Origin of the sequence: Planifilum fimeticola (assembly GCF_003001905.1) — a bacterium.
Lineage (GTDB): Bacteria > Bacillota > Bacilli > Thermoactinomycetales > DSM-44946 > Planifilum > Planifilum fimeticola.
Map to the genome: position 1 here is coordinate 20,960 of NZ_PVNE01000004.1, position 25,899 is coordinate 46,858.

General features: G+C 56.4%; 25 protein-coding genes. 7 read left to right on the top strand and 18 right to left on the bottom strand.

Annotated elements, in window-relative coordinates:
* Genes CLV97_RS03620 through CLV97_RS03630 form a run of 3 tightly spaced genes read left to right on the top strand, consistent with a single transcriptional unit; the run spans window position 1 to window position 3,745 of the window.
* Window positions 1-981, top strand: a complete 981-nt coding sequence (locus CLV97_RS03620; protein ID WP_106344174.1) for a Gfo/Idh/MocA family protein — start codon at window positions 1-3, stop codon at window positions 979-981.
* Entirely contained in the window at window positions 978-2,126 is a 1,149-nt protein-coding gene (locus CLV97_RS03625; protein WP_106344175.1) for an NAD-dependent epimerase/dehydratase family protein, read from the top strand. The genes CLV97_RS03620 and CLV97_RS03625 overlap by 4 nt, the downstream gene beginning before the upstream one ends.
* 14 nt (window positions 2,127-2,140) lie before the next feature.
* On the top strand, window positions 2,141-3,745 hold the full coding sequence (locus CLV97_RS03630) for a CgeB family protein (protein ID WP_106344176.1): 1,605 nt from the start codon (window positions 2,141-2,143) through the stop codon (window positions 3,743-3,745).
* A gap of 4 nt (window positions 3,746-3,749) precedes the next feature.
* Here CLV97_RS03630 and CLV97_RS03635 read toward each other — a convergent pair whose 3' ends face one another.
* Window positions 3,750-4,484 carry an RDD family protein gene (locus tag CLV97_RS03635; RefSeq protein ID WP_106344177.1) on the bottom strand — a complete coding sequence of 245 codons (735 nt, stop codon included), beginning with the start codon at window positions 4,482-4,484 and terminating at the stop codon, window positions 3,750-3,752.
* 64 nt (window positions 4,485-4,548) lie between these two features.
* On the opposite strand from CLV97_RS03635, the gene CLV97_RS03640 reads away from it, so the two are divergent.
* The gene (locus CLV97_RS03640; RefSeq protein WP_170070346.1) at window positions 4,549-5,544 is read left to right on the top strand and encodes a stage II sporulation protein M; all 996 of its coding nucleotides are present in this window, start codon (window positions 4,549-4,551) and stop codon (window positions 5,542-5,544) included.
* 43 nt (window positions 5,545-5,587) lie between these two features.
* On the opposite strand, the gene CLV97_RS03645 is transcribed toward CLV97_RS03640, so the two are convergent.
* The 6 genes from CLV97_RS03645 to CLV97_RS03670 are packed head-to-tail and all read right to left on the bottom strand — an operon-like array spanning window position 5,588 to window position 11,661.
* On the bottom strand, window positions 5,588-6,949 hold the full coding sequence (locus CLV97_RS03645) for a DUF58 domain-containing protein (protein WP_106344179.1): 1,362 nt from the start codon (window positions 6,947-6,949) through the stop codon (window positions 5,588-5,590).
* On the bottom strand, window positions 6,903-7,862 hold the full coding sequence (locus CLV97_RS03650; RefSeq protein WP_106344180.1) for an AAA family ATPase: 960 nt from the start codon (window positions 7,860-7,862) through the stop codon (window positions 6,903-6,905). Before CLV97_RS03650 ends, CLV97_RS03645 begins: the two co-directional genes overlap by 47 nt.
* The gene (locus CLV97_RS03655) at window positions 7,844-9,025 is read right to left on the bottom strand and encodes a DUF4350 domain-containing protein (RefSeq protein ID WP_106344181.1); all 1,182 of its coding nucleotides are present in this window, start codon (window positions 9,023-9,025) and stop codon (window positions 7,844-7,846) included. The genes CLV97_RS03650 and CLV97_RS03655 overlap by 19 nt, the downstream gene beginning before the upstream one ends.
* Window positions 9,009-9,626: a DUF4129 domain-containing protein gene (locus tag CLV97_RS03660; protein ID WP_146130400.1), complete on the bottom strand. Its 618-nt coding sequence runs from the start codon at window positions 9,624-9,626 to the stop codon at window positions 9,009-9,011. Before CLV97_RS03660 ends, CLV97_RS03655 begins: the two co-directional genes overlap by 17 nt.
* 17 nt (window positions 9,627-9,643) lie before the next feature.
* Window positions 9,644-10,573: a hypothetical protein gene (locus CLV97_RS03665; protein WP_106344183.1), complete on the bottom strand. Its 930-nt coding sequence runs from the start codon at window positions 10,571-10,573 to the stop codon at window positions 9,644-9,646.
* A gap of 26 nt (window positions 10,574-10,599) precedes the next feature.
* Window positions 10,600-11,661 (bottom strand): M42 family metallopeptidase, encoded by a 1,062-nt coding sequence (locus CLV97_RS03670; RefSeq protein ID WP_106344298.1) that lies wholly within the window; start codon window positions 11,659-11,661, stop codon window positions 10,600-10,602.
* Window positions 11,662-11,898: 237 nt separating this feature from the next.
* On the opposite strand from CLV97_RS03670, the gene CLV97_RS03675 reads away from it, so the two are divergent.
* Window positions 11,899-12,216 carry a transcriptional regulator gene (locus CLV97_RS03675; protein ID WP_106344184.1) on the top strand — a complete coding sequence of 106 codons (318 nt, stop codon included), beginning with the start codon at window positions 11,899-11,901 and terminating at the stop codon, window positions 12,214-12,216.
* A gap of 375 nt (window positions 12,217-12,591) precedes the next feature.
* Here the strand turns inward: CLV97_RS03675 and CLV97_RS18490 are convergent, their stop codons facing one another.
* The gene (locus CLV97_RS18490; protein ID WP_245891370.1) at window positions 12,592-12,921 is read right to left on the bottom strand and encodes a hypothetical protein; all 330 of its coding nucleotides are present in this window, start codon (window positions 12,919-12,921) and stop codon (window positions 12,592-12,594) included.
* 24 nt (window positions 12,922-12,945) lie between these two features.
* Here CLV97_RS18490 and CLV97_RS03680 point away from each other — a divergent pair, with 24 nt between their 5' ends.
* Both CLV97_RS03680 and CLV97_RS03685 read left to right on the top strand, forming a co-directional pair.
* The gene (locus CLV97_RS03680) at window positions 12,946-14,082 is read left to right on the top strand and encodes a UDP-N-acetylmuramoyl-tripeptide--D-alanyl-D-alanine ligase (protein ID WP_245891365.1); all 1,137 of its coding nucleotides are present in this window, start codon (window positions 12,946-12,948) and stop codon (window positions 14,080-14,082) included.
* Between the two features lie 192 nt (window positions 14,083-14,274).
* Window positions 14,275-14,751, top strand: a complete 477-nt coding sequence (locus tag CLV97_RS03685; RefSeq protein WP_106344186.1) for a hypothetical protein — start codon at window positions 14,275-14,277, stop codon at window positions 14,749-14,751.
* Window positions 14,752-14,816: 65 nt separating this feature from the next.
* On the opposite strand, the gene abc-f is transcribed toward CLV97_RS03685, so the two are convergent.
* The 10 genes from abc-f to CLV97_RS03730 all read right to left on the bottom strand — a co-directional run bounded on the left by abc-f (window position 14,817) and on the right by CLV97_RS03730 (window position 25,717).
* A complete protein-coding gene (gene abc-f, locus CLV97_RS03690; RefSeq protein ID WP_106344187.1) occupies window positions 14,817-16,664 on the bottom strand; it encodes a ribosomal protection-like ABC-F family protein in 1,848 nt (615 codons plus the stop codon).
* 318 nt (window positions 16,665-16,982) lie between these two features.
* Entirely contained in the window at window positions 16,983-17,105 is a 123-nt protein-coding gene (locus tag CLV97_RS18735) for a hypothetical protein (protein ID WP_281257577.1), read from the bottom strand.
* A gap of 24 nt (window positions 17,106-17,129) precedes the next feature.
* The gene (locus tag CLV97_RS03695) at window positions 17,130-18,059 is read right to left on the bottom strand and encodes a hypothetical protein (protein WP_106344188.1); all 930 of its coding nucleotides are present in this window, start codon (window positions 18,057-18,059) and stop codon (window positions 17,130-17,132) included.
* A 52-nt stretch (window positions 18,060-18,111) separates the two neighbouring features.
* Window positions 18,112-18,744 (bottom strand): LysE family translocator, encoded by a 633-nt coding sequence (locus tag CLV97_RS03700; RefSeq protein ID WP_106344299.1) that lies wholly within the window; start codon window positions 18,742-18,744, stop codon window positions 18,112-18,114.
* Between the two features lie 177 nt (window positions 18,745-18,921).
* Window positions 18,922-19,767, bottom strand: coding sequence for a YitT family protein (locus tag CLV97_RS03705; protein WP_106344189.1), 846 nt, complete (start codon window positions 19,765-19,767; stop codon window positions 18,922-18,924).
* Window positions 19,768-19,978: 211 nt separating this feature from the next.
* Window positions 19,979-20,911 carry an oligopeptide ABC transporter permease gene (gene opp4C, locus CLV97_RS03710; protein ID WP_106344190.1) on the bottom strand — a complete coding sequence of 311 codons (933 nt, stop codon included), beginning with the start codon at window positions 20,909-20,911 and terminating at the stop codon, window positions 19,979-19,981.
* Between the two features lie 13 nt (window positions 20,912-20,924).
* A complete protein-coding gene (locus CLV97_RS03715) occupies window positions 20,925-21,887 on the bottom strand; it encodes an ABC transporter permease (RefSeq protein WP_106344300.1) in 963 nt (320 codons plus the stop codon).
* Window positions 21,888-21,965: 78 nt separating this feature from the next.
* A complete protein-coding gene (locus CLV97_RS03720; protein ID WP_170070348.1) occupies window positions 21,966-23,651 on the bottom strand; it encodes a peptide-binding protein in 1,686 nt (561 codons plus the stop codon).
* Window positions 23,652-23,747: 96 nt separating this feature from the next.
* Window positions 23,748-24,734 carry an ABC transporter ATP-binding protein gene (locus CLV97_RS03725; protein WP_106344192.1) on the bottom strand — a complete coding sequence of 329 codons (987 nt, stop codon included), beginning with the start codon at window positions 24,732-24,734 and terminating at the stop codon, window positions 23,748-23,750.
* Complete coding sequence (locus tag CLV97_RS03730; RefSeq protein ID WP_106344193.1) at window positions 24,731-25,717, bottom strand: ABC transporter ATP-binding protein; 987 nt, start codon at window positions 25,715-25,717, stop codon at window positions 24,731-24,733. The genes CLV97_RS03725 and CLV97_RS03730 overlap by 4 nt, the downstream gene beginning before the upstream one ends.
* Between the last annotated feature and the right edge of the window lie 182 nt (window positions 25,718-25,899).

Consider the following 25,899-nt stretch of genomic DNA (forward strand, 5'->3'; position numbering starts at 1 on the left):
ATGGAGTCCTTGTCCGCAAAAAAAATTCCAATCGGGCTGGTGGGAGCGGGGTTTATGGGAGAAAATCACCTCCGAAATCTGATCACCTTATCCGAAGTGACAATCGTCGGGGTTTTTGATTCCGATCCTTCCAAGGCGAGAGCCCTGGCGGAAAAGTATCGGGTTCCTCCGGCACAAAGCCTGCATGACTTGCTGAAACAAGCCGAAGCCGTCGTCATCTGCGTGCCGACCACCGCCCATTATGACGCGGCATCGGAAGCCGTCCGAAACGGATGCCATGTGTTTCTGGAAAAGCCCTTCACCCATACCGTTGACGAGGCCCGATCCCTGTGCCGGCTCGCCGACAAATACAAAGTTCACATTCAAGTGGGGCATGTGGAGCGGTTCAATCCGGTGATCCAAACCCTTCTGAAATCGGTTCGATACGAAAACCTGCTCATGGGAGAATTTTACCGGTATGTTCCCTTGAGAAAAAACATCGATGCAGACGTGTTGCTCACTTTGATGGTTCACGACCTGGATCTGATCCTCCGCTTGGCCGATCAAATGAAAACTTCTCCCGTCCGCCTCGCCGCATCCGGTCGGACCGTCTACCCCGAGGAGATGAACCGGGGTCTCATCGACAATGCGATGGTTCAAATCCTCTTCGACTCTTCCTTTCTTGTGAATGTTCATGCGGTCCGCACGGGTGCCTTGCACAGGCGAAAGATCATTCTGACGGAGACCGATCGGACTTGGGTTGCCGACCTGTTGAATCATCGGCTGCATCTTTTCACCCGACTCGACCGGCACACCAAACAAGTCGATCACCGGACCGTGGAAATACCGGCAACGTCTCCCCTGCTGGAGGAGATCAAGCACTTCGTCTCCTCCGTGAGAACGGGCCGCCCCCCCCTTGTGACCCAGCACGACGGGCTGAACGTCATGAAATTCATCGAAAGGATTCGATCAAAAATGAAAACGGGGAGTGATGCAGAATGATTTTAGTCACCGGAGCCGACGGCTATATCGGCTGGCCGCTGATGTTGAAACTCAGTCGGGCCTTTCCCGAAGAGCGAATCATCGGAGTGGACCATTTCGGACGACGCCGCTGGGTTGAGGAAATCGGAAGCGTCAGCGCGATTCCGATTGCGCCGATGGACAGGCGGATGAAGACGGCAAAAGAGTTCGGCATGTGCAACCTCTCTTTCATTGAAGCAGACCTGACGAACTATCAAAAGGTTTGCCAGATATTGAAAACCTTCCGGCCCCGCGTCATTCTGCACGTGGCCGCTCAACCGGCCGCCCCCTTTTCCCACCTTCACGCTCCCCTTGCCAATTTGACGCAGGAGAACAATAACCGGATGTGCCGCAACCTGCTCTGGGGGATCAAAGAATGCGGTTTGGAACACACCACCCATCTGATTGAAACCACGACGACGGGAGTCTACGGATCGCCCAATTTCACCATTCCCGAAGGGTTCATCCATGTGGAGACCGATTCCGGTTCCGATACGATCCCCTATCCCGGGATGGCCACGTCGTGGTACCACATGAGCAAAGCCAATGACGTCAACAGTCTGTACCTCGCATCCAGGCTGTGGGGGCTGACCATTACCGACTTGAGAACAGCCATCGTGTTCGGAACCGGAACCAAGGAAACGCGCCTGCACCCCGATCTGGCAACCCGGTTCGACTTCGATTTTTACTTCGGGGTGGTTCCCAACCGATTCTGCGCACAGATGCTGGCCGGCCACCCGATCACCATCTATGGAAAAGGGGAACAGAAAAAGCCGATGATCGCCCTGGAGGATGCCGTCCAATCCCTGGCGAAAGCGGCCGCCTATTCCCCTCCGAAGCAGAAATTTCAGGTGTTTAACCAGATGACCATCCTGGCCAGCCCCAAACAGCTGGCGGAACATGTCCAACGCGCCGGGCGGAAGCAGGGATTGCAGGCGGAGGTCACCCATATTCCCAATCCCCGAAAAGAGAATGAGACCCATCAGATGAAAATGAAAAACGAGGGATTCCGCAGGCACTTTCTTCCGGAAGAACCCGTTTCGCTGGAGGAAGGCATCGACCGGATGGTGAGGGATCTGTTTCCCTACCGCTCGGTGTTCAAACAATATGAGGACCGCTTCCTGTAAAGGTGGGTGGGCTTATGAAATGGTACTACCTTGAAAACTACGTCAACTATGTTGAAACCGTTCCTTCCGGATTCAAAGAGAACAACATCCCCCTCTTTGTGCCCAAACCGGACCTGACGCCCCAGGAGCTGGTCCATCAGCTGAACCGATACCGGCCGGATGTCATTCTGACCAACGGGTGGACCCCCTTTCATCGGGAACCCTATTTCCAGGTAGTCAGGCGTTATTGCGAAGAAACCGACAGCCTTCACGTGTTTTGGTCCACGGAAGATCCCCTTCACACCGATTATTGGTCATTGTATGTGTTGGAAACCGGGCGGCCCGATGTCGTCTTCACCCATTCCTACGATTGCACGAAAATATACGAAGAAAGGGGAATTCCCGCCTATTACCTCCCCTTTGCCTGCAACCCCCAAATCCACCGCCCCCTGCCTCCGGCACCGGAGTATCAGTCGGATGTGGCATTGGTCGCCAATTTCTCCAACGCGACCATGGAAAGCTGGCGTCTGCAGAGCCTCCGCATCCTGCTGGAACCCTTGCTGCGAGAAAACATCTCGTTGAAGATCTGGGGGAAGGGTTGGGAGCAGGGGAAAAACCTTCTTCCGTTTTCGGTGCCGAATCATGTCATCGGCGGCCCCATCCCCTATCATCGCGTTCCCTACGTGTATGCTTCCGCCAAGATTATTCTCGGGATTCAGAACCACCAGGAAGTATTAACGCGCCGAACATGGGAGTGCATCGGGACGGGCGGCTTGTTGATCACCAATCACATCCCCGCCGTGCTTCGCCATTTCAAGCCCCATCATCACCTGCTGACCAGTCGCCGTCCGGAAGAAACCCGCGCCCTGGTCCGCAACCTGCTGAAAAACCGGTCGCTGCGCGACCGCATCGCGGCCAACGGTCAAAAGTATGTTCATCAACACCACCGCTACGGCCACCGCGTGCGGGAAATGGTGGAAAAGGTCTCCGAGTTTCTGCAATTCAAGCGGGAGAAACGGAGAAGTTACCGGTTTCCTTCCCCCTCTCCCGTTCAGGAGATTCGAAGCCGACAGGCATTCACCTGCACCTCCCCCGGCGGGCAGCCGATGGATCGGCCGACATTGGTGATCAAAAGAAATAAAGGGCTGCTGAGGGATTATCGAAGCTGTTTACTGTTCTCCCTCGAATCCTGTCTGAACGAAGGATTCGATGTCCAACTGGCCCGGGTGAAATTGTTTCTCGCCGTCAATCCCGACCGGAACACCGCGATCAAATGCCAATATTTCAGTTCCAAGGAACAGCCCACAAGCCTCCCCCGCGATCTCGTCCTGGAAGGAGAAAGCGGCGCGATCCCCGTCACCGCTATAAACAAGGAAAAACCTTATCAAGCGCCGGTGACGATCCCGGTCACTCCCCTGGTCCGGCGTTTGATCCGGGAAGGGAAAAAAACCTTGATGATTTACCTGTCCATCCCTCCTGAGAAGGAGGGAACCGTTCAATTTCTGGGACCGCAGATCCCGAGAACCCATCCTTTGGCCAAACTTGTATATTACGAACGCTTCACGCCCCGTTTGGAAATCAGGTATCGGAGGCGTCCCGGGACGGACGTAAATCCCCCCTGGGAGCCGTTTGCCCGTTAGCGCGTCATTGGATGGACGGATATCGGGTCTGCTTCAGATAGGTATATATCTTTCCGAGAAGGACTTCGGCATCTGCCTGCCTTGTTTCCTCATCCGTTTCGATCCGCTGTAAAAGCTTCCGGGCCAGCGCTTTGCGCCGGTCGGGATCCATCTGGTTTCGCCGCGTCAAAAACTCTTCGATGAGCAAAAATTGATCGTCCCCCAGCCGCTCAAATCGTCGCAACCAATTTTCCTCCTCCTCCGACAGGGGAAGTTCCGGAAGGGAACGTTCCCCTTTTTTTCTTTCCCGGATCACCATCGTGCCCGCCGCCAGATCGCCGATCCGTTTCTCCTTTTGATGAAGCCACATGAAAATCAAACCCACAAGCAGAGTAAGATCCGCCAGGAGCAGGACATTGCGCAGAAAAACCGCCCAAAAACCGGGGGACTGGCCGGTATCCGCAACCAGGCGCAGGCCCAGCAACCGCTTTCCGACCGTCTGGCCCGTGAAGTACTCCGTGAGCACGAAGTAGGCCAGGGGAAACGCGGCGGAGAGCACCAAGTAGACGGCGATGATGACGGACGCCGGCTCACCGGAAGACACCTGCGCGACAAAAGGAAGCGAGAGAAAGAACAAAACGTTCACCAGCGACACCAGGGCAAAATCGATCATCTTGGCGGCGGCCCGGCTTCCGATACCGGCCGTTTCAAATTGGATCTGCACGTATTCGGGGGTGACCACTGCGACGCGATTTTCCATGATCCTCTCCTCTTCGTGACCAACTTTTTTTCGTGCTACAATAAAATCGATGGAGGTGAAGGGGATGTCGCTCCCGCAATCAAATCGCAGACTCGGGTCGTTTGTCCATAAAAATCAATCCCGATGGACGCGCCTCGAAGAACTCATTCATCAATTTCGCCGTGGATCCCTTTCCAAACGGGAATTGGACGAGCTCGGCTTTCTCTACCGCAAGGTGGCAGGCCATCTCGCGTACGCACAAACCTACTTTCCCCAGCACGACGTGACCCGTCGCTTGAACGAACTTACGCTGAACGCCCACAATGTCCTCTACGGCAGCGTGAAAAAGCGGCGATTTCCCGAACTGCTCCGCTTCTTCACCCGCGATTTCCCTCTGCTGTTCCACGAGCGGATTCCTTTTTTTCTCATCGCCTTTTCGTTGTTTGCGGTCGGGGCCCTTCTCGCTTTTTTTCTGACCTTGGGCGATCCCCGGCTCGCATCTCTGTTTCTACCCCTGGGAATGGCGGAGAACATCGATCCCAAGGCGGGCCCGGCGGGGGAATGGAATCATTCCATCGTCTCCAGTCAAATCATGGTGAACAACATTCAGGTGGCCTTTCTCTGTTTCGCCTTCGGCGCGCTGCTCGGCGTCGGAACCGTCTGGATGCTCCTGTACAACGGAATGCTTATCGGCGCCCTGGCCGCCCTCTTCCACCGGGTGGGGGAATCCTACACCTTTTGGGCCCATATTTGGCCGCACGGGGTGACCGAGTTGACGGCCATTTTCATCGCCGGAGGAGCGGGTCTTTCCCTCGCCTACTCCTTCTTCGTTCCCGGGGAACTGACCCGTGGCGAATCCTTCAAGCGCGAGGGAAAAGTGACCATCCAACTGATGATGGGCGTCATTCCCCTGTTTGTGATTGCCGCCCTCATCGAAGGATTTTTGACGCCGGCGCCCTGGCCCCCTTGGACCAAGTACCTGCTGGCGCTCTCCACCCTGATTCTCCTCTTCTTCTATTTCGGCAGCGCATGGATCCGAAAGGAAGCGACGCCTTCCGAGAATCCCACTTACTCCTCCTGAGTGGATATCCCGCCCCGGTCGGGGCGGGATATTTTCTACTCCCTCACAGGGCGGACCGGTTTTTCACTTCCAGATAGGAATGTATCACCGCCGGAGCCAATCGGTCGGAGGGGGAATCCAGCACGAGAATTCCCTGCCTGCGAAGTCGGCTCAGCCGCTCTTCCCGTTCCCATTTTAGTTCCTGTGCCACCGCCTTCCGGAAAACCTCTTCTCCCCGAACAGGCCAGCTCTCCGCCTGCCTTTGCAGGGAAGGATTCCGGATGGACACGGTAAGAATCAGGTGCCTCCGCTTCAACACGGCCAGATATTGCATCAATTCATCTGAAAAAATGAGATTGTCCGCATCCGTAAACAGAACCACCAGCGAGCGTCGCTTTTGACGGAGTGCAAGGGTTTCCAGAGCGGTTCGGTAATCGGATTCCGATAAGTCGGGCTCCAGGTCGAACGAGGCCTGAATCAGCTGTTGCAGGTGGCCCATCCCCTTCCCCGGAGGAACCCACCGATTGATGCGGTTGGAAAAGGAGAGGAAGCTGACTTGATCCCCCCGATCCAGAGCGATCGCCGAGAGCCCCAAAGCCGCTTCCAGCGAACGGTCGAGGCGGGTTTGCCCCTGTTCGCGGATCCCCATCACGCGTCCTGAGTCCAACAGGATGGCAATCAACTGTCCCTGCTCGGGTTGATACACATTGGTGACCAGCCGTCCCCTGCGGGCCGATGACATCCAGTTGATCGTCCTCGGTTCATCGCCGGGAACATAATCCCGTGTGTGGGAGAAATCGGATCCCCGCTCCCAAGAGCGGCGGGAATGTGGCCCGTTCAGCGCCAGCGCCTTCCGGTACACACCGCTGCGGATCCTCCGCACCTCTGTAAGGGGAGGAAACACCTTCCTCTCCTCCGTCGCATCGAAAGCCCTTTGCCGGACTGCCAACCGGAGCGGACCCACGGCCCGGAGGTGAATGCGGTCAAATCGGTGCCTTCCCCGTCGGTGAGGACGGGCGGAGTAGACTGTCTCCGCGGTTTCTCCCGGCGGGACGGTAACCTCCATCGTCCGCCGGTCGACCCGAAAGCCCTCCGGATAATCGTCCCGGATCTTTAAACGAAGTGTAAAGGAGAGCGGGTTGAAAACCGCCACCCGGACGGGATGATCCATCCCCAGTTCCCAAACGGCACCGCATTCCCTCTTGACCCTTACCCGGGATACGCCGCGCAGAAAGGCCATGTCGATCAGCGCGAGCAAGAGAATCGATCCGTTATAAAGGAGGAAAAACATCCATCCCCGCTCCATCCAGGCCCCCAACAGGATGACCCCGATTCCGACGACGAACAGCGCGATCAACAGCGGGCCCGGCAACCAGGCGTTATCGCGGAACCGGGATCGAACGGACGATCTCTTCGATGACGTCATCGGTTTTCATCCCTTCCAATTCCGCCTCCGACGCGAGGATGATTCGGTGGCGGAGCACCGGTTTCACTGCCGTTATCACGTCGTCGGGCGTTACAAAGTGGCGTCCGTCCATGGCGGCCAGAGCGCGGCTCAAGGCGAGCAGGCTCAGACCGGCTCGGGGACTTCCTCCCAAAGTGATGCGGGGATCTTGGCGGGTGCCGCGGACGATGGCGGTGATATATCGGAGCACCGATTCCTCCACGGTGATCCGGTCCACCTCCTCCCGCAGCGCCAACAGCTCCTCGATTCCCACGACTTTTTTCAGGTTTGACTCCCGCCCGGCCGAAAGCCGATGTTCCCGCAGGAGAGCGGCTTCCTCTTCTTCCGCGGGGTAATCGATGATCAACTTGACTGAAAACCGGTCCAGCTGCGCCTCCGGCAAGGGATAAGTCCCTTCATATTCGAGAGGATTTTGAGTGGCGACGACAAAAAAAGGGGACGGCAACGGCATCGATTCCCCGTCGATGGAAACCTGCCCCTCCTCCATGGCTTCGAGAAGGGCCGCCTGCGTCTTGGGTGGCGTCCGGTTAATCTCATCCGCCAAAAGCAGATGGGTGAAGACCGGCCCCTTTTTGAAGGAAAAACGCCCCGACTGAGGATCGTACACCTTGGTGCCGGTCACATCCGACGGCATCAGATCCGGCGTGAATTGAATGCGGGAAAAGGACGCGTCCACGGTTCGGGCCAGAGAGCGGACCATGAGCGTCTTTCCCAGGCCGGGGACTCCCTCCAGAAGGACATGTCCTCCGGTCAACAGATTTGCCCACAGCAGTCGCAGATTGAGGTTGGAGCCGAGCACCGCCGATTCGAGTTGCCCCAATACCCTTTCGGTGGTCTCGGCAATCCGGTTTCCCCCTAAGGTCCGATTTTCCATTTCCGAATCTCCCTTCTGCATCCTTCCATCTCCTGGGTGAGACGAATCAGTTCCTTTTCCGTGATCCTTGTATTTTTTCGTCGCTCGATTTCCTCCATCAGCAGCCGGAATCTCTCCCCGGTCTCCCCGCCCGCAATCGCCGAGATCCGCTCCGCCAGCCGGTCCCGGGATGTTCCGAAGGGAAAGCCGGCCATCCTGGAAACATCCCGGAGGAAGGAGCGCTCCAATATCTCGAGGGAATCGCGGCGCAGGCGGGAGACCTGATACAGAGAAGCCATGGCCTGTACAAACTCGTCCTGACTCCGGAATCGATCCACCGTGTCCCACCGGGGAGCGGCAAAGCGTTTCCCGCGCACATACAGCCACAGGAGGAAAGCGATACACGCCTCCGCCGCCGCAAAAATTCCTTGATCCCCGAACCAGCTTTTCAAGTTTTGGGCGGGATTCTCTCCGGAAGACCCCTCTTTCGCGAGGCGGGGACCGCTTTCGTCAAACCAGAGGGTTCCCTCCGCAAAAGAAGCAAAAAACAGAGGAAGTGCCACATTGTCTCCCCGGTTGATAAACCGATTGGTGATCATCTCCGGTTCGGGAATGTAAAAAATCTGACCCTGCCCCAGCCGTTTCCGGGCCACCAGGATTTCCCCCCGAAGGTCCGTCAACACCGCCTCGATGTCTTCACCTGATTGGACCCGGTTGTTTTCGGGCAGCATCAACCGATCGATATGGCGCAACCACTCTTCGGAGCTTTCAGCAACGGAAACGATTTGGGGAGCGTCACCCCCCGAAGTCGGCGAAAAGCCCATCTCATTGAAGAGGAGAAAACCCGAACTTGACCAGATCACCGCGGTGTTTCCCCTCTCCGCCCATTCCCGGAGGCTGGAAATCTCCTCTTTGTCGACACCCCGGATTTCCGGCTCGACGATGAAAAGCACGTTCCCCTTGGTGTGCGGAAGATGATCCCACTCCTTTTCCCATTTTTGAACCTGCACCCCCCGCTCCGCGAGCAAATCGCGAATCGCCTTCACGCCGGATTTGCCCGGGTTGTCGGAGGAGAAGGTGCGCATCGCCCCCTTCGGGATCAGGAGGGGGAAAAGCACCGCCAAAGCGCCCAACAGCAACACCATGATGAGAACTCCGACCCACGTTTTATCCCTCTGCTGCATGGGCTGGGTCTCCTTTCAAAAGCATGTCCGCTTCCTCACGGAACCGGTGATAATCCCCGGGCCCGACCGGAACCTGACCGTACCAAGCCTCTTCAAAGCGGAAAACCAACGATTCAAAAAGGGAGCACCTTTCGGGCATCCGCGACCGGATCTCAGCGATCTGTTCCCTGTGGGTCCGACGGGACACTTCGCTGAGCATCCCCTGATCCCGCAGCGCCGTCAAGACCGATTGAAAAAGATATCGGATGGCCAGTCGGAAATCGCCGCGACGGGCGGCCTCCTCGCCGAGCTCCTGCAATTTTTCACCACTGGCGGGCTTTCCGGGGGCGCTTTCTTTCCCGTTCCCTTTCAGTCGCCTGTTCAGGGTGAGGTGCCCTCTAACCCACACGAGGGAAAAGACAAAAAACAGGAAAAGGACAGCGGGCAACAGCCACGGGGGGATCTCCCACCCGGGAAAGGACAGGGACGGAAGCCAATCCAACCCTTCCAGGAATTCATCGATGAACCGGATCCCCCGTTCCAGCCAGTCGCCGCCGGTGTATTCCTTGCGATTTAAGATCTCCTCCAACTGTTCTCGAGCCTGTTGATATTCCGCGTCCATGCCCTCCTCCTCCATCATCAGGCCAGGGTCTCCATTCGGGCCATCTGCATTTCGAGGTCGAGTCCTTCCCTTCTCGCCCGGCGGTCAGCATAAATAAGGACCAGCGCGATCATCTTCAAGGGAGCGGTCAGACATAAAAAGAGCGTGATCGTGAGGGAGAAGACCATGGCGATCCCCATCGAATAGAAAGAGGGATCCAACAAAAGCATCTGATTGACGGAAGACGGAATGCTTGTGATGAAACTGTCCAGAAGAACCAGGATAAGCAGCAGGCCGAAAATCCTCCAGAAGGAGGATTTTGTCAGCGCCCAGCTCCGTTTCAGACATTGAAAGTAAGCGAGGCCCTCCTCCGTCATTACCGGGAAAATCAGGCTGAGGCGGATAGAGAGATAGAGCGTGAAGAAAACAAAAAACAAGGACGGGAAAACCATCAGCATTCCCAACACCCAATCCGCCGCCCCGGCCGTGTGCATTAAAAGAAGGAAGATAAAAAGGGAAGCGAAATAGATCAGCACATACGCCGTCCCCAAAGCGAACAGCAAAAGGCAGGTCAAAATGCTCTTTTTACCGTATTTTCCGGCCAGTTTCAGCCCTTCGATCCAGGTGAAGGACTCATCCCTGAAAAAAGCGCCTGCGGAAATCCCCGTGACTGCCGCAAACCAGAGGGGCATTAAAATCACCCCGAACAACATGATAACGATGAAAAGGAGGATCAGCAGGGCGAGGTCCGCGATGACGTCCCATTCCGTGACCGTCTCCATACTTCGGATCATGATCAGCCAAGTCGAAATTTCGTTCAGAAAATAGAAAGGGCCGCATAACAGGAGAGTGATCACGAAAATCGAAACGAATCGATTCTTGTAGACGCGAAACGTCATATCCAGGATCTCACCAAATCCCAACGGCCTGACATGTTGGGGACGTTTTTCCGCAAACGTTTCTTCCATCAGATTTTTCCTCCAATCACAAACTGTCAGCGTTCACGAATCCGTTCGGCGGCGGCATCGTCCAGTCCCTTCACCAGCGCGATCAGAAAAGCCTTGGCCGCTTCGATATCATCCTTGTCCACAATGGCCGCGTGGGAGTGGATGTATCGGGCGCACACGCCGATGGCCGCGGATGGAACCCCCGTTCCCGAGCGGTGAACCGCTCCCGCGTCGGTTCCGCCTTGGCTGACGAAAAACTGATAGGGAATGTTCTCCTTTTCGGCAGTGTCCAGGAGATAATCCCTCATGCCGGGAAGCGTGACCATGGTGCGGTCATAGACGCGGATCAGCACTCCGCCGCCCAACTTGCCAAACCCTTCCCTTACGCCGGGGATATCACCGGCGGGACTGGCATCCACCGCGAAAAAGATATCGGGTTGTATGAGATTTGCCGCCGCTTCCGCTCCCCTCAAACCCAGTTCCTCCTGAACCGTGGCGCCGGCAATCAGCGTGTTGGGCGGCCTGCTCTCCTTCATCTCCTTGAGCAGCTCGACGGCCAAGCCGCAACCGAATCGGTTATCCCAGGCCTTGGCCATCAACCGTCGTCCCCCTGCCATCTCGATGAAGGGGCAAACCGGGACGACCGGGTCGCCGGGACGGATGCCCATCCGGTCAACTTCTTCCTCATCCCGGGCACCGACATCGATAAACATCTCTTCGATCTCCATGGGCTTTGTGCGCGCATCCGGCTTAAGCAGATGAGGCGGCACCGATCCGATAACTCCGGGGATTCGCTTTCCGGTTCGGGTGATCACTTCAACCCGCTGGGCCAGCATCACCTGATTCCACCATCCGCCCAAAGGCTGAAACCGCAAAAAGCCCCCCTCGGTGATCCGGGTCACCATGAAGGAAACCTCGTCCATATGGCCGGCAACCATCACCCAGGGGCCGGATTCGCCGCGGAGGATTCCGAACACTCCGCCCAAGCGGTCCTGAACCAACTCATCGGAATGCTTCCCGAGATGAGTTCGCAGAATACCGCGCACTTCCCCCTCGAAACCCGGGGCCCCCGGCGCCTGCGTCAACCGCTCAAACAAGGACCAATCGATCAATTCCTCCACATCCCTTCCCGCAAAATCAAGGCAAAGATTGATAATATGAAAAAAGAAAAGAGGATGCTCTCCTTCGTCACAGCGCGAAATCGTCATTGGAGATTCCTCTCATCAAAAGTATAGCGGAATTGGAGTCAATTAACAAACGAACTCTTTCAAGTATTCTTTGTGATTTGTGATACAAACTGGTCTTTAATTTGAATCTTGTGATATAATATTTGCGAGGTGATCCCGATGCCCTTCAAAGAATTGGCCCGGATTGACAAGCTGGTCCATGAGCCCGCGCGGCTTGCCATCCTCAATGCTCTGGCCGCCTGCAATGTTGCCGAGTTTCTTTTTCTCCAGGAGATGACCGGTTTGACTAAGGGGAATCTCTCCTGTCACCTCTCCAAATTGGAAAAGGCCAATCTCGTCTCGATCGACAAACACTTTGTCCGCAAAAAAATCCCCCAGACCACCGTGCGAATCACGCCGGAGGGGCGGGCTGCCGTGCAAAACTACTGGAAGAACCTGGACCGGATCCGGTCGTCAATCGAAAACCTGAAAGATTGACGAGAGCCCGCTTCCCGCCTTTGCCCTCCGAACATCCCCCGCTTTTTTTCGCCGCCGACACAACGGCGCCTTCGCATCCGCCGTCACTGACAACACGGACTTCTCCCCCGCCAAAGACGATCTCGCGCTGCGCGACGTGTACATGGCTCAGCGGATCATCCTTCCATCCCGCCGCAAGGCATTCCAAACGACAAACGCGGTACCGATTCGATCCTGTTCATATGCTTGTTTCGACTACCCATCGCCGTCTCATCCCCCGATTGCACATGACAAATAAACGCCGTTGTTGATGTACTTTGGAGGTTGTTTGGGCTTTTGATGTTTGTTTCACAAACCTGTTTTTATTATTGCCACCTTTGAATTTCCCCTTCCTGTTCATTTGCCCAAACCACGGATCGCCGACGGGAATAACATAATAACATAAAATGTCCCAATCGTCAGGAAGCCTTTGCCTTCGTCATTACGGGATGGGAGGGGATTGCCACGAAAGCCGTTACCCTTGGGAATCTGGCCAGGATTATCGGCGGCAACTTGATACGCGGAGACAGGAGTCTCTGGCTGAAAACCGCAAACTTTGGAAAGCCCAAATATCTTCGCTCCGATCAAATCTATTTTTACACCAAGAAAAAATCCTGGAACCAGCAACTGGACGCCATCCGTCGTGTTCGACCGAAGGCCCTTGTCCTTCCGCGCTCGCTCTCTCACCATCAAATTCCTCCCTCCGTCGGATTGGTCACCGTCGAAGACACCTTTGCCGCCTTCTGGCGCCTGGCCCTCTGGAATTGGAAACAATGCTCGCCACGAGTCATCGGAATCACCGGCAGCGCCGGAAAATCCACGACAACCGAGATGACGGCATCCATCCTGAAGCGGAAATGGTCGATGATCAAAACCCAGGGCAACCTGAATACCTACTCTTTCCTGCCCTCCTATCTGGTCCGCCTCTCCCCCGGTCACCGAATTCTTTTGCTGGAGATGGGCATGAAATCCCTGAACAACATCGCCCGGCAGTGCAGGGTGGTTCGTCCTGAAATCGGTGCCGTCACCAATGTGGGTGAAGCGCACGTCGGAAGCCTGGGCAGCCTCGACCGCGTGGTCCGCGCCAAACAGGAGCTGATCGACGGAATGCGTCCGGGGGGAATCCTCTTCCTCAACGCCGACGACCCCCGATCCCGCAAGTTGAGCACCCATCGCTTCAGGGGAATTGTACGCACCTTCGGCATTCGCAACCCGGCTGATGTTCGCGCCCATTCGGTCCGTTACACCGCCCGGGGAATGGAATTCCGGGTGAGGCTGGATAAAATGGATTATGTCTTCCGCATTCCCGTTTTCGGCGTGCACAATGTGTACAACGCCCTGGTGGCAATCGGCATCGCCCGCGCGCTCCATGTTCCGATCCGGGACATCCAGGAAGGGCTCGCCCGCTTTCAACCGCCGAAAATGCGCCTCCAATTTGTCGCCGGACGCGGCGGGCGAACGCTGATCAACGATGCCTGGAATGCTAACCCCACCGCCATGATGGAAGGACTGAAAGTGCTGAAACATGTCGCCGGAGGCCGTCCTGCCGTCGCCGTACTGGGAGACATGCTCGAGCTGGGCGGTCTGAGCCGATGGGCCCACCAGCAAGTGGGCAGGTTCGTCGCCAAAATCACCCCCGATTGGCTCGTCACCGTGGGAAAAGACGCCCGGGAAATCGGGAGAACGGCCGTATCCCACGGAATGAACCCTTCGCGGGTGCGCCACTTCAGCTCGCGGGAAGGCGCCGCCCGATTTCTTCAACAGCTCCCGCGAAACGCCGTCATCTATTTCAAAGCCTCGCGAAAGCTCCATTTCGAAAAGCTGGTCAGGCAATTGCGCGCCCCATAGATTCATGTGGGGCGATTTCTTGGGTTTTTAGTTTGTATTACAAACTTGTTTATATATAATCGAAAAAAACATTCCATCATCTCCGCCCTTCTGTGATATAATCGGTTTGTAACAACCGTTTTCGTTTTTGATCGTTACGCATCGCTTGCTCCCGCGAAGCGGGCCTACCACTTGTTGAAGGAGGTCTTCCCTTTGACTCCTCCCGACGGCTCCATGTTGTGGAACTCCCTGAAGGAAATCATGAAAGAGGCCTTTGAAGGTCCCCCCGGAAGCGGCAGTTGGTTTACCGAATCAAAACCCGATTCCGGTCTGTTCGGAACACTCAAAAACCTGTCCGCCGAAGATGCTTCCCGTCCGGTGCCGACCAGCGAGGCACCGATCGCAGCCCACGTCGATCATATTCGATATTACATCGCCGGTGCCAATTCTTTTCTCCGGGGTGAAAAGACCGAATTGGACTGGAACTTAAGCTGGAAGATACGCCGCGTCGATGAGGAAACCTGGCAGAACCTCTTGCGGGAGCTTCGAAAGGAATACGAAACCTTCATGGAAAGGATGGACCAGGTGAAAGAGTGGGATCCCTATAAAACAAACATCCTTTTGGGGACTTTGGCCCACACGGCTTATCACCTGGGTTCACTCCGACAAATGGTCCGGTCGCTTCCATAAGGGTACCCTCAAAAGGAACCGCCGCCGGTGAACCGGCGGCGGTTTTACTTCAGTCGTCACACCCATCAGCCATGGGAGGAGTGTTCCGCTTCCTTCAAGGCCTTCAACCGCATTAGTTCCACTTTGACCTCCCGGATGCGGTCGTACAGGATGCCTTTGTCCTCTTCCGTTTCCGGCTCCTCTTCGGCCATCAGCCGGCTCAATTCCAATTCCAGGGAACGGATTCGCCTCTCCGTTTCGGGATCGGCCGACCGGGCCCGATCTTTCAGGCGGGTCAGATACTCTCCATATCCCCCTGGATAAATTTCCACGCGCCCATTCCTCAAATGGGCCACCCGGTTGGACACCTTCTTCAACAGCGTGCGGTCATGGGAAACCAGCACCATCGCTCCCGGGTATTGAAGCAGCGCCTCCTCGATTCGCTCCCGGGTGGGAATATCCAGATAGTTGGTCGGTTCATCCAGTACCATCAGGTTGGCCTCGGAAAAATAGAGATTGACGAAAGCCACCCGACATCGTTCACCCATGCTGAGACTGCCGATTTTTCGGTGAACTTCCTCCTTCCGGAACAAAAACGCGGCGAGAATGTTCCGAGCCTCTCCCTGGGTCATCCCCGGAAGGCGAAGAAGGCTCTCCAAAATCGTCTCATCCTCCTTCAAATTCTCCAGCTCCTGAGCGAAATAGCCCACCCGCAGAGCCGGATGGCGGATCACCGTCCCCGTGCGGGGGTCCAGTTTTCCGGCGAGCAACTTCAACAGCGTCGTCTTCCCGCTTCCGTTCGGGCCGACCACAACCATCCGATCCCCCCGGGAAAGGGTGAAGGTGATATTCTTGAGTACCGTCTCCTCCCCGTAACCGACATCCGCTCCCTCCAGCCGAATCAGATGGCGCGCTTCAAAGGTGCCCTCTTCGAAGCGGACCTGCACCCGGGGATCCTCTTTGGGGCGCTCTACCTTTTCCTGCTCCAGACGTTCCAGCGCCCTTTCCTTGGCCTGAAAACGGGTTCGGTTCTTTTCAGCCCTTTTCTTCAGAAAGGGATTTCGCTCGCCGGCGGTGGTGTGGGCCTTTGCGTACCATTCGCGGTAGCGGCGGATCGCTTCCTCCAATTTTCGCTTCTGTTGCTGCTGCTTTTTGTAGAGGGCTTCCTGCTCTTTGCGCTCCCGCTCCCGTTCCCGCCTGAAGTCCGTATATCCTCCCCTGTAGGTCCGGGTTCCCTTCGGCGTAAGCTCCACCGTTTTGTCAGCCAGCCGGTCGATCCACTCCCGATCGTGGGAAACAAACAGCACGGTTCCGCGATATGACCGGATCCATTCCCCCAACCAGTCCGCCGTCTCCACATCCAGGTGATTGGTGGGCTCATCCAGGAGCAACAGGGGCGGATCCCCCATCAACGCTCGGGCCAATTGGGCACGGGTTTTTTGCCCCCCGCTCAGCCGGCTGTATAACGCCTCTCCGGACAGGCGAAAGCGGGTCAGCTGCGCTTCCACCTCCAACTCCCACTCATAGCCGCCGAGGAGCTGGAATCGTTCCAAAACCGATCCGTACCGTACGACATGCTCCTGCATCCGCTCCCCTCCCCCGTCGGCCATCCATTGCTCCAGCCGGACCCGCTCCCGCTTCAACCGGTGCAACTCCGTGCTTCCGGATTCCACGAAATCCCTGACACTCCAATCCTCCGGTACCGTCAGATGCTGCTCCACCAACTCCCATCGTTCCGCCGGCCAGCGGCGAAAAATCGTTCCTCCGTCCGGGGGGATCCTCCCCGTCAGACATCCCAGCAGCGTCGTTTTCCCCGCTCCGTTTTGTCCGATCAGGGCGACGCGCTCCCCCTGCTCCACCTCCAAATGGACGTTCTCAAACACCCGTTTTCCGTTCCACTCTTTCTTCAGGTTCTCCGCCTTCAAAACCACCATAAAAAACCCTCCTCACGTTGCACTTTGAAAAGCGTCTGCCCGGCAACGGTGAGGAGGGTCGAACGCAGACCCCCGACGACATCGCACAAAAAAAGCGTGCCCTCCGTCCTCGGTTATACGCGTATCCTTAAAAATGGACATAAAAATCCCGACCGCTCCACCGTAGCGGGCCCAGACGCCGTATCTGATTGGGCTCGGATTCAGCGGTCGGAATGCATTTCGCGCCGATTGCCCCCTCAATCCTTGATTGGTTATATGAATTCTAACAAATCGAGCCAAAAATGTCCATCTCCCGCAGCCCATTCACCAAACTCAAGCTTACACAAAAGAGGAGCCGCGCAGATGGGAATCTTCGCCGCCGGGCGAAGCACCCGCCGACCAAAGATCGTCTGGACGGGCCCACAACACGTGATCCGCGATCCCCGTTCTCAGCTTGCGCACGAGTCCCCCTTCTTTTGACGGAGCCTACTTCCGGAAATCGATTCGACCGAAGGCCTTCAGCTTGATCAGATTTTGAACCGTCAAGTATCCTTTCCACTCTTCCCTGGCAACCTGCCAATCCCTGTGGTACTGCCCCCACTCCCAGTTGGGATCCCAAGAACCGTCCTCCGATTGTTTTTCAATCACATAATCCAGGTTTCTGGCCACATCGTCGGCCATCTCCTCGTAAAAAGGCGACACGGGAGTTTCGACTAACATGAGGGGCTGCATGCAGTACTGATCCCAACGGTCGGGCCGGGTCTCCACCAAATCGGCCAATTGGAGGCGGATTGCCCCGATAATCCGGTCCCGGACAGATTTGGGGGCCTGCTCCGCCAATCGGACATAGCAGAGACATTCGTGCATGGTCAATTTCGTTCGTTCGAGATGCTCCATGCACCGGCGGGTCAAATCGTCGAGAAAATCCGCCGGCACCCACCGGGAATACCGGTGAAAATAACCGACGATTTCCGCAAAGGGATTTCCCCAAGCCTCTTCCACCGAGGTTTGCCCCCGCTTCTCGTCGTAATGCCACCAGGGGGCATGGGGCACGCGGTTCACCGATTCAGGAACGGCTTTCCATCGACCGGCACGCTCATCATAGGCCTCGAGAAGATAACGGATCCCCTTTTTCACCATGGGGTGATCCGCGGGCGTTTGGACGGCGATCAAATATTGGAATCCGACGGTGGTGGCCATTGCTGAAGAAGCTTGGAGGCGGAAATCCGGCTCGATGGCGTGTCCGAATCCCCCGTCCTCGTTTTGGTACCTCTCCAACTCCTCCCAAACCCGTTCTGGAGATCCTTCGCCAAACGCATATTCAAACAACGCCCGGTCGATTCCGCGGGCCTTCTCCTGAACAAATCTCTTCCCCTTCTCAAAATCCGTCCGACTGAGTTGAAGCGGCGAACGCATCCATCCTCTCCCCTTTGATTATTGCCCCTGTTTCCTCCCTTTTTCTTCCCCTTCACTCCCTCTCCATAAATACCAACCTCGCTCCCAACAAGGCGTATATCCCCGCCTTGGTCCGGCTGACCCACTTCGACGAGGTCGCGTTTTTCAGGACATTGCGGCCGATCCGGTGAGCGATCACGGAAACGGCGGTAAATACGAGCAGCGCCTGTGCGGTAAACACCGCCCCGAGAACCATCATTTGCCAGGAAACGGAACCGGCGCCCGGTGAAACGAACTGGGGAAAAAACGCCAGAAAAAACAAGGAAACCTTCGGATTGAGCAGATTCATGAGGATGCCCCGCCGGTAGAGTGCGGCAAATGGCCGGCGGCGCACGGGCGGCTCATCGGCTCCCCCCGTATCCTCCGCTTCCCGCAGCGCCTGCCAAGCCAAAACAAACAGGTAAAGCGCCCCCGCCCACTTCAACGCCTGAAAGGCGACGGAAGAATGGTACAGCAGCGCCGAAACACCCAATACGGCCGCCGTCGTATGCACCACCAATCCCGTGCACAACCCCAGGGCGACAGCAATTCCGTCCCGGCGGCTGTGTGTGATGCTCTGGGCGATGACGAACAAGATGTCCGGCCCCGGCATCAAGGTCAGCATCACGGAGATCCCCGTAAATAGGAGCAGATCCGCAATATCCATTTCCTTCACCTCCATCTCCGTGCTTCCGGTTTATCCTGTGTCGGGATCGAAACGAAGAGATTTTGTCCGATTTGCTCTGTTAGAAGTATTTCGAAAAATGCCTGCAGGGGGAAATGAGACGGGCAACAGCCGAAGCCTCAAACACATTTCCCTCCTGTTTCAATTCTTCATCCTTCTTTAGTGAATATCCCGCTTTTTGAACCGGCCTCCGTTGACATCGTGAATGTTGCCGACGGCCAAAAAAGCTTGGGGGTCCAACTCTTCCACAATCATCTTCAGCTTCGCTTCCTCCAACCGGGTTACCACGCAGAAAATCACCTTTTTCTCGTCTCCGGTATAGGCTCCCTCTCCGGACAGATAGGTGACCCCCCGACCCAGTCGGTAGAGAAGCGCTTCCCCGATTTCCTTGGCGCGGTCGCTGATGATCCACACCGATTTGGTTTCATCAAATCCTTCGATGACGATATCAATCATTTTGAAGGCAATGAAATAAGCAATCAGCGAGTACATGGCCCGGTCCCAACCGAAAACGAACCCGGCACTTCCCAGGATGAAGATATTGAAAAACATCACGATCTGGCCGACGGAAAAGGGAAGCCGCTTGTTGAACAGGATGGCCAAAATTTCCGTTCCGTCCAAGGAGCCCCCGTAGCGGATGACAAATCCCACTCCCATTCCCAGAATGATTCCCCCGAAAACCGTCGCCAACAGCGGATCATCCGTGACCTCATCGATGGAATGGAGAAGTGCCGTTCCGACCGACAGCAGGCCCACTGCAAAAAACGTGGACAAGGCGAAGGTTTTACCGATTTGCTTGTAACCGATATAGAAGAAAGGAAGGTTGAGGAAAAAAATCAGGATCCCCAACTTCATTCCCGTCAAATGGGACAAAATGATCGATATCCCGACGATTCCTCCATCGATGATATTGTTGGGCACAAGGAACAATTCCAGTCCCACCGCCGCCAGCATGGCACCGATGGCGATCAGCACCGCTCTCTTCAGCAATCTGACCTTTGTCATTATCTTCCCCCTTCTACAGGTGTGAAAAGAAACGAGTTCAAATATTATCCTCACATTATAAAAATGATATCAGACCATCCCCATCCGTCAACACGACATCTTCATTTTCCCCCATCACAAAAGCCGGGAAAATCCCCGGCTTGTCGTTTAATCCGGCTTTTGGGAAATGGCTGTCACGCGGGAGCCGCCCGTCGCGATCTGCCGGGGACTCCTATCGCCGTGTCGAGCGAGTATCGAACGCGTCCCTGAGTCCGTCGCCGATGAAATTGATCGCCAACACGGTGATGACAATCATAAATCCGGGTGGAATCCACAGCCATGGCTGCTGGGTCAGGACGCGCAAGTTCCGGGCGCCGTTCAGCATGTTCCCCCAAGTGGGCGTCGGCTCCGGCACCCCGAAACCGAGAAAGCTGAGGGCCGACTCCACGGAGATCATCACCGCCATCAACAGGGTGGCGTTGACGATGATCGGTCCGAGGGCGTTGGGAATCATGTGGCGGAAGATGATCCGAAGATCGCTGCATCCGATCGCCCGGGCACTCAGCACAAATTCCCTCTCCCTGAGCGAGAGAAACTGGCCGCGGACGATCCTTGCCGTGGTCGCCCAGGATGTGAGAGCCAGAGCGACAATCAGCACCCAGAGGCTGGTTTTTTCAAGAATGGACGCCAAAAAGAGAAACATCAGCAGGGTGGGAAGTGTGAGCAGCACATCCGTGGCGCGCATGATGATCATATCCACCCATTTGCCGTAATATCCGGCGATGGCCCCCAGCGTCCCTCCGATCAAAACCGTAAAGATCATCGTTAACAGTCCGATCAATAGAGAAATGCGTCCCCCGTACAACAGGCGGGAAAAGGTATCCCTTCCGGTGTCGTCGGTGCCCAGCCAGTGCTTCCCGTCCGGGCGGGCATCGGTGTTGTACAGATCGGAGGTGTACGGATTGTTTTTCGCGATCAGCGGAGCGCAGATCGACAACAGCGTGACCGCGAGCAGGATAAAGATTCCGGCCACCGCCATCCGGTTTCGGACAAACCGTCGGAGGGCCAGCTGGAAGGGAGATTTCCCCTTCCTCCCCTTGGCGTCCGGATTGAGTTCGGGACCTTGTTCCGGCTGGTTCAGAATCACTTCGGCAGAAGAAGACATCCCTCATCACCTCCTAATCGTAACGGATCCTCGGATCCACCACGCCGTAAAGGATATCCGCCACCAGGTTGCCGACGAGCACGCAAATGGCGATCAGCATCGTCGTCGCCATCAGGATCGGGTAATCCCGGTTGACCACCGACTCGAACAGCAACTGTCCCAAACCGGGCCAACTGAAGATTGTCTCCGTGATCACCGCGCCGGAAAAGAGCAGGCCGAGATCCAGGCCAAACAGCGTCACCAGAGGAAGCAGGGCGTTCCGGAGAACATGCCGGCGCAAAACCAGCGGCGCGGGAACCCCCTTGGCAAATGCCGTCCGCACGTAATCCTGCTGCTTGGCCTCCAGCACGCTGGCCCGGGTATAACGCATGTAAGAAGCGATGTTGATGATGGCCAGGGTAAAGGCGGGCAACACCACATGATGCAACTTGTCCATCCACAGGGCGATGCCCTCAAACCCCGCCCCCGCGGTCACCGTCCCCGAGGATGGAAACCACCGCAATTTGAAGGCGAAAAGATAGATCAGAAGAATTCCCGCAAAAAAACTGGGCATCGACAGGCCGACAAAAGCCGTCCCCGTCAGGGTGTAATCCACCTTGCCATAAGGATGCTGCGCCGAATAGATTCCCAGGGGAATCGCCAGGGCGTAAGTGAGAATCAGCGCGCACACGGCGAGGAAAAAGGTGTTGCCGATCCGCTCGGAAATCATCTCGTTCACCGGCGTCTTGTGGCGAAAGGAAATGCCCAGCTCCCCCTTTACAAAGTTGCCGGCCCAGATCAAATACTGCTCGACGGGGCTTTTGTCCAAGCCGAACTGTTTGCGCATCTGCTCATAGTAACGGGCATCCACATTGGGATCCAGTTGTCCTGTGAAGGCGTCTCCCGGGGCGAACTGGATCATCGTGAAAAGGATCATCGAAATGATGATCAGCACCGGTATCATCACGAGCAGACGCCGGATAATGTACGTGGTCAAAGGCTTTCCTCCCTTCCCTTGGTTCCTTTGAAAAAGGGGCGTGCGGCCGGTGGGCGCCACACGCCCCTTTTTTCTGAATTACTGCTGATCCTTCGGAATCCACCAGTCCATCACCTTATAGTGCTCGATGGCACCGCGCCAGTCGAAGGTGACCCCTTTCACCCGCTTGTTCCACGCCTCGATCTTGTTTTGCGAGTAGAGGAAGACGTAGGGCACCTCCTCGCTCACCAGCTCCGTCCACTTGGCGTAGATTTCCTTCCGCTTGTTCTGATCCTGGATCGCCTCGGGGCTTTCCACTGCTTCTTTGATCAACTTGTCGCTTTCCTTGTTGACCCAGTGGGGATAGTTCCAGGGATCGGTGCTGAGCCAGATGCCGGAGGGGTCCGGATCGGGGGTGAGGCTCCAGCCCATCAGCCACATCTCCACCTTGTCCTTTTCAACGGCATCGGCGTGGGCGGCAAATTCACGCGGTTTGGCCAGCTGGACATTGAGTCCGACCTTCTTCAGATCCTCGACAATGATCGGCGCCGTCTTTTCGCGGATCGGGTTGCCCGTCGGGTAATCCAGCTTCAGGCTGAAGGGCTTGCCCTTCGGATCCTCCACAAAGCCGTCTCCGTTCTTGTCCTTGTACCCGGCTTCCTCCAGGAGCTGCTTGGCCTTATCCGGATCATAGGGATAGGCGTTTTCCAATTTCTCGTTGTAAGCCCAGCTCGCCTTCGGCATGTGCTGGTTCAGCACCGCGCCGTGCCCCTTCAACAGACCGTCCACCAGGGCCTTGCGGTTGATGCCGTAGGTAATTGCCTGACGCAACTTTTTATCCTTCAACTTGGGATTGTTCACCTTGAAGCCCAGATACTGATAGCTGAAATCCTGGGTCTCCTTGATCTCGATGTGCTCCATCGCCTTGATCGTTTCAAAATCGTTCGGGGAAATGTCCGACAGGAAGTCAATCTCCCCATTCTCCAGCGCCGCGATGGCCACATCCTGGGAGATCACCTTCCAGATGACCTGATCCAGATACGGCTTGCCCTTTTCATAGAAATGGGGATTCTTCTCCAGCACCACATACTCGTTGGGCTTGATCTCCTTAAATTTGAAGGGGCCGCTGCCGACCGGGTTCTTCTTGGTGGCCTCGTGGTTCGGCATATCCTTCACCGAAACCCCTTCATAGACGTGTTTCGGAATCGGAGTACTCCACAGATTGTCCAAGGTGTTGGCACGGGCCACCGTAAACTCCACCTTCACCGTGTGGTCGTCCACCTTGGTCACTCCGGAGATGGTTTTGGCCTTCCCATCATGCTTCTCTTTGGCGCCCTTGATCATCTCCACCATATAGTAGCGGGGACCGCTGTAATCCGGATCAGCAATCGTCTCCCAGGTGAAGATCAGATCGTCCGCCGTGATCGGTTCGCCGTCGTGCCACTTGGCGTCCTTCCGCAGATTGATCGTCAGCTCCTTGCCATCCTCGGAAAGCTCCCATTTTTCCGCCAAAAGCGGCACGTTGAGCTGCAGCTTGTCGTCGTAAGCCCACAAACTATCGAAAGTGTATTGGAGGACATAAGCATCATACTGATCCTCGTAGAAAGCCGGGTTGAATACCCCCTTCGGCGCGCTGAACATCGACAGAGTCACCGTGCCTCCGGGAACCGGCTGGCCTCCCGCCTCCCCGCTCTTGCTGTCGTCCGCCTGCTGAGAGCAAGCTGCCAGGAAGACGGACAGGGAAAGGACGAAAATCATACTGATGAGAAAGGATTTCCGTTTCATCTCACTGACCCCCTTGATCAGTCTTTCCGCATTCTTCGACCACCGACCTGCATCCATTCACCCTTTTCCTCCCGGGCATCCCCCCTTTACAAGATGTCACCCCGTTTGGGCTCTCTCTTCAAACAAGTGACAGGCCACGTAATGCTCCCCGCCGAGATGGATCATCTCGGGGCGCTCCGCTTCGCACCGGTCGAAGGCCTTGGGACAGCGCGGGTGGAAAGCGCACCCCGAGGGAGGATTTGCCGGGCTGGGGACGTTCCCGCTCAGCACGATCCGCTCCCGCTTATGCCGGGGATTGGGCACCGGCACGGCGGACAGCAGCGCCTGGGTGTAGGGATGCGCCGGATGGCCGTAGAGTTCCCGCTTGGGAGCGACCTCCACCATCCGTCCCAGGTACATCACCCCCACCCGGTCGGAAATGTGCTTGACGACACTCAAATCGTGGGCGATGAAGATGTATGTCAGTCCGAACTGATCCTGCAGATCCTCCATCAAATTCAGAATTTGCGACTGGATCGACACGTCCAGCGCCGAAACCGGCTCGTCGGCGATGATCAGCTTCGGCCGCAGGGAGAGGGCCCGGGCGATCCCGATCCGCTGGCGCTGTCCCCCGGAAAACTCGTGGGGATAGCGTTGAATGTAAGCGGGATCGAGCCCCACCGTCTCCATCATCTCCCGCACCTTTTCCTTTCGCTCCCTTTTCGAATACAAGCCGTGAACCTTCATCGGCTCTTCAATCAGCTCCCCGACGGTCATCGTCGGGGTGAGGGATGCGAAGGGATCCTGGAACACCATCTGCAGATCCCGCCTCACCCGGCGCATGGACTGACGCGAAAGATGGGCGATGTCCTGCCCTTCGAACAGGACCTGGCCTGAGGTCGGTTCCAACAGCCGCAGAATCGTGCGGCCGGTGGTGGATTTTCCGCAGCCCGACTCCCCGACGAGGCCGAAGGTTTCCCCCTTCTTCACCGAAAAGCTCACCTGGTCGACGGCCTTGACATGGCCGACCACCCTGCGCAGCACCCCGCCCCGGATGGGAAAATACTTGGAGAGATTTTTCACTTCCAAAACGGTTTCGCTCATCCCTTGTCCTCCTCTCCGGACTCGTGCAGGAAACAGCGGACGCGGTGACCCGGGGCGATCTCCAGCAGTTCCGGCTCAGCCAAGCGGCATTTTTCCCAGGCCTTTTCGCAGCGGGGAGCAAATTTGCATCCCTTGGGCCATTCATCGGGCGACGGCACGTTTCCGCGAATCGAATACAAGCGCTTCTGTTCCTCCTCCAGGCTGGGAACCGATTTCAGAAGCCCCTCCGTATACGGATGCGCGGGTTGTTCAAACAGGCGGATCACATCCGCCTCCTCCACCACCCTTCCCGCGTACATCACCACGACCCGGTCGGCCATTTCGGCCACGACTCCCAAATCGTGGGTGATCAGCAGGATCGAGGTGTCGAATTTCTCCTTCACCTCGCGCATCAGCTCCAGAATTTGCGCCTGGATGGTCACGTCCAAGGCCGTCGTCGGTTCATCGGCGATCAACAACTTGGGATTGCACGCCACAGCCATGGCGATCATCGCCCGCTGGCGCATGCCGCCGGACAATTGGTGCGGATACTCGTCGACGATCTCCTCGGCCCGCGGAAAACCGACCAGCTTCAGAAGCTCCACCGTCCGAAGGCGGGCCGCCTTCTTGTCCAACCTCTGATGGAGGATCAGGCTTTCGGCGATCTGATCCCCGATCGTCATCACGGGGTTGAGAGAGGTCATCGGCTCCTGAAAGATCATCGATATCTCGTTCCCGCGGATGCGGACCATCTCCTCCTCCGGCAGGATCCGGATTTCCTTGCCGTCGAAGAGAATCTCCCCCTCGACGATCTTCCCCCGTTCGGGAAGCAGCTTCAAAATGGAGAAGGACGTGATGCTCTTCCCGCAACCGGACTCCCCCACCAAAGCCAGTGTCTCTTTTCGCTTCACCTCCAGATCGATCCCGTCCACCGCCGGGACCACGCCGTCATCTTGAAAGAAGTACGTTTTAAGATTCCGAATTTGAAGCAACGGCTCAGACAAGTTCTACCCTCCCACCAATTGAATATCAAGAAAAAAGGCCCAATAGCGAAAATCAGACAGTTCTTGCATTATTCTATTCTCCCTCCACCCTTAAAAGCCCTGCTTTTGTTCTAAACCATCTAACGGAATGATTTTGGACATTTTTCCGAAAATAGCAAAGGTGTGCCGAAGTTGTCTCGGCA

Excerpts from the sequence above, each read along its gene's own strand:
- CLV97_RS03620 (WP_106344174.1), top strand. The coding sequence starts at position 1 with ATGGAGTCCTTGTCCGCAAAAAAAATTCCAATCGGGCTGGTGGGAGCG.
- CLV97_RS03625 (WP_106344175.1), top strand. The coding sequence starts at position 978 with ATGATTTTAGTCACCGGAGCCGACGGCTATATCGGCTGGCCGCTGATG.
- CLV97_RS03630 (WP_106344176.1), top strand. The coding sequence starts at position 2,141 with ATGAAATGGTACTACCTTGAAAACTACGTCAACTATGTTGAAACCGTT.
- CLV97_RS03635 (WP_106344177.1), bottom strand. The coding sequence starts at position 4,484 with ATGGAAAATCGCGTCGCAGTGGTCACCCCCGAATACGTGCAGATCCAA.
- CLV97_RS03640 (WP_170070346.1), top strand. The coding sequence starts at position 4,549 with ATGTCGCTCCCGCAATCAAATCGCAGACTCGGGTCGTTTGTCCATAAA.
- CLV97_RS03645 (WP_106344179.1), bottom strand. The coding sequence starts at position 6,949 with ATGACGTCATCGAAGAGATCGTCCGTTCGATCCCGGTTCCGCGATAAC.
- CLV97_RS03650 (WP_106344180.1), bottom strand. The coding sequence starts at position 7,862 with ATGGAAAATCGGACCTTAGGGGGAAACCGGATTGCCGAGACCACCGAA.
- CLV97_RS03655 (WP_106344181.1), bottom strand. The coding sequence starts at position 9,025 with ATGCAGCAGAGGGATAAAACGTGGGTCGGAGTTCTCATCATGGTGTTG.
- CLV97_RS03660 (WP_146130400.1), bottom strand. The coding sequence starts at position 9,626 with ATGGACGCGGAATATCAACAGGCTCGAGAACAGTTGGAGGAGATCTTA.
- CLV97_RS03665 (WP_106344183.1), bottom strand. The coding sequence starts at position 10,573 with ATGGAAGAAACGTTTGCGGAAAAACGTCCCCAACATGTCAGGCCGTTG.
- CLV97_RS03675 (WP_106344184.1), top strand. The coding sequence starts at position 11,899 with ATGCCCTTCAAAGAATTGGCCCGGATTGACAAGCTGGTCCATGAGCCC.
- abc-f (WP_106344187.1), bottom strand. The coding sequence starts at position 16,664 with ATGGTGGTTTTGAAGGCGGAGAACCTGAAGAAAGAGTGGAACGGAAAA.
- CLV97_RS03695 (WP_106344188.1), bottom strand. The coding sequence starts at position 18,059 with ATGCGTTCGCCGCTTCAACTCAGTCGGACGGATTTTGAGAAGGGGAAG.
- CLV97_RS03700 (WP_106344299.1), bottom strand. The coding sequence starts at position 18,744 with ATGGATATTGCGGATCTGCTCCTATTTACGGGGATCTCCGTGATGCTG.
- CLV97_RS03705 (WP_106344189.1), bottom strand. The coding sequence starts at position 19,767 with ATGACAAAGGTCAGATTGCTGAAGAGAGCGGTGCTGATCGCCATCGGT.
- opp4C (WP_106344190.1), bottom strand. The coding sequence starts at position 20,911 with ATGTCTTCTTCTGCCGAAGTGATTCTGAACCAGCCGGAACAAGGTCCC.
- CLV97_RS03720 (WP_170070348.1), bottom strand. The coding sequence starts at position 23,651 with ATGAAACGGAAATCCTTTCTCATCAGTATGATTTTCGTCCTTTCCCTG.
- CLV97_RS03725 (WP_106344192.1), bottom strand. The coding sequence starts at position 24,734 with ATGAGCGAAACCGTTTTGGAAGTGAAAAATCTCTCCAAGTATTTTCCC.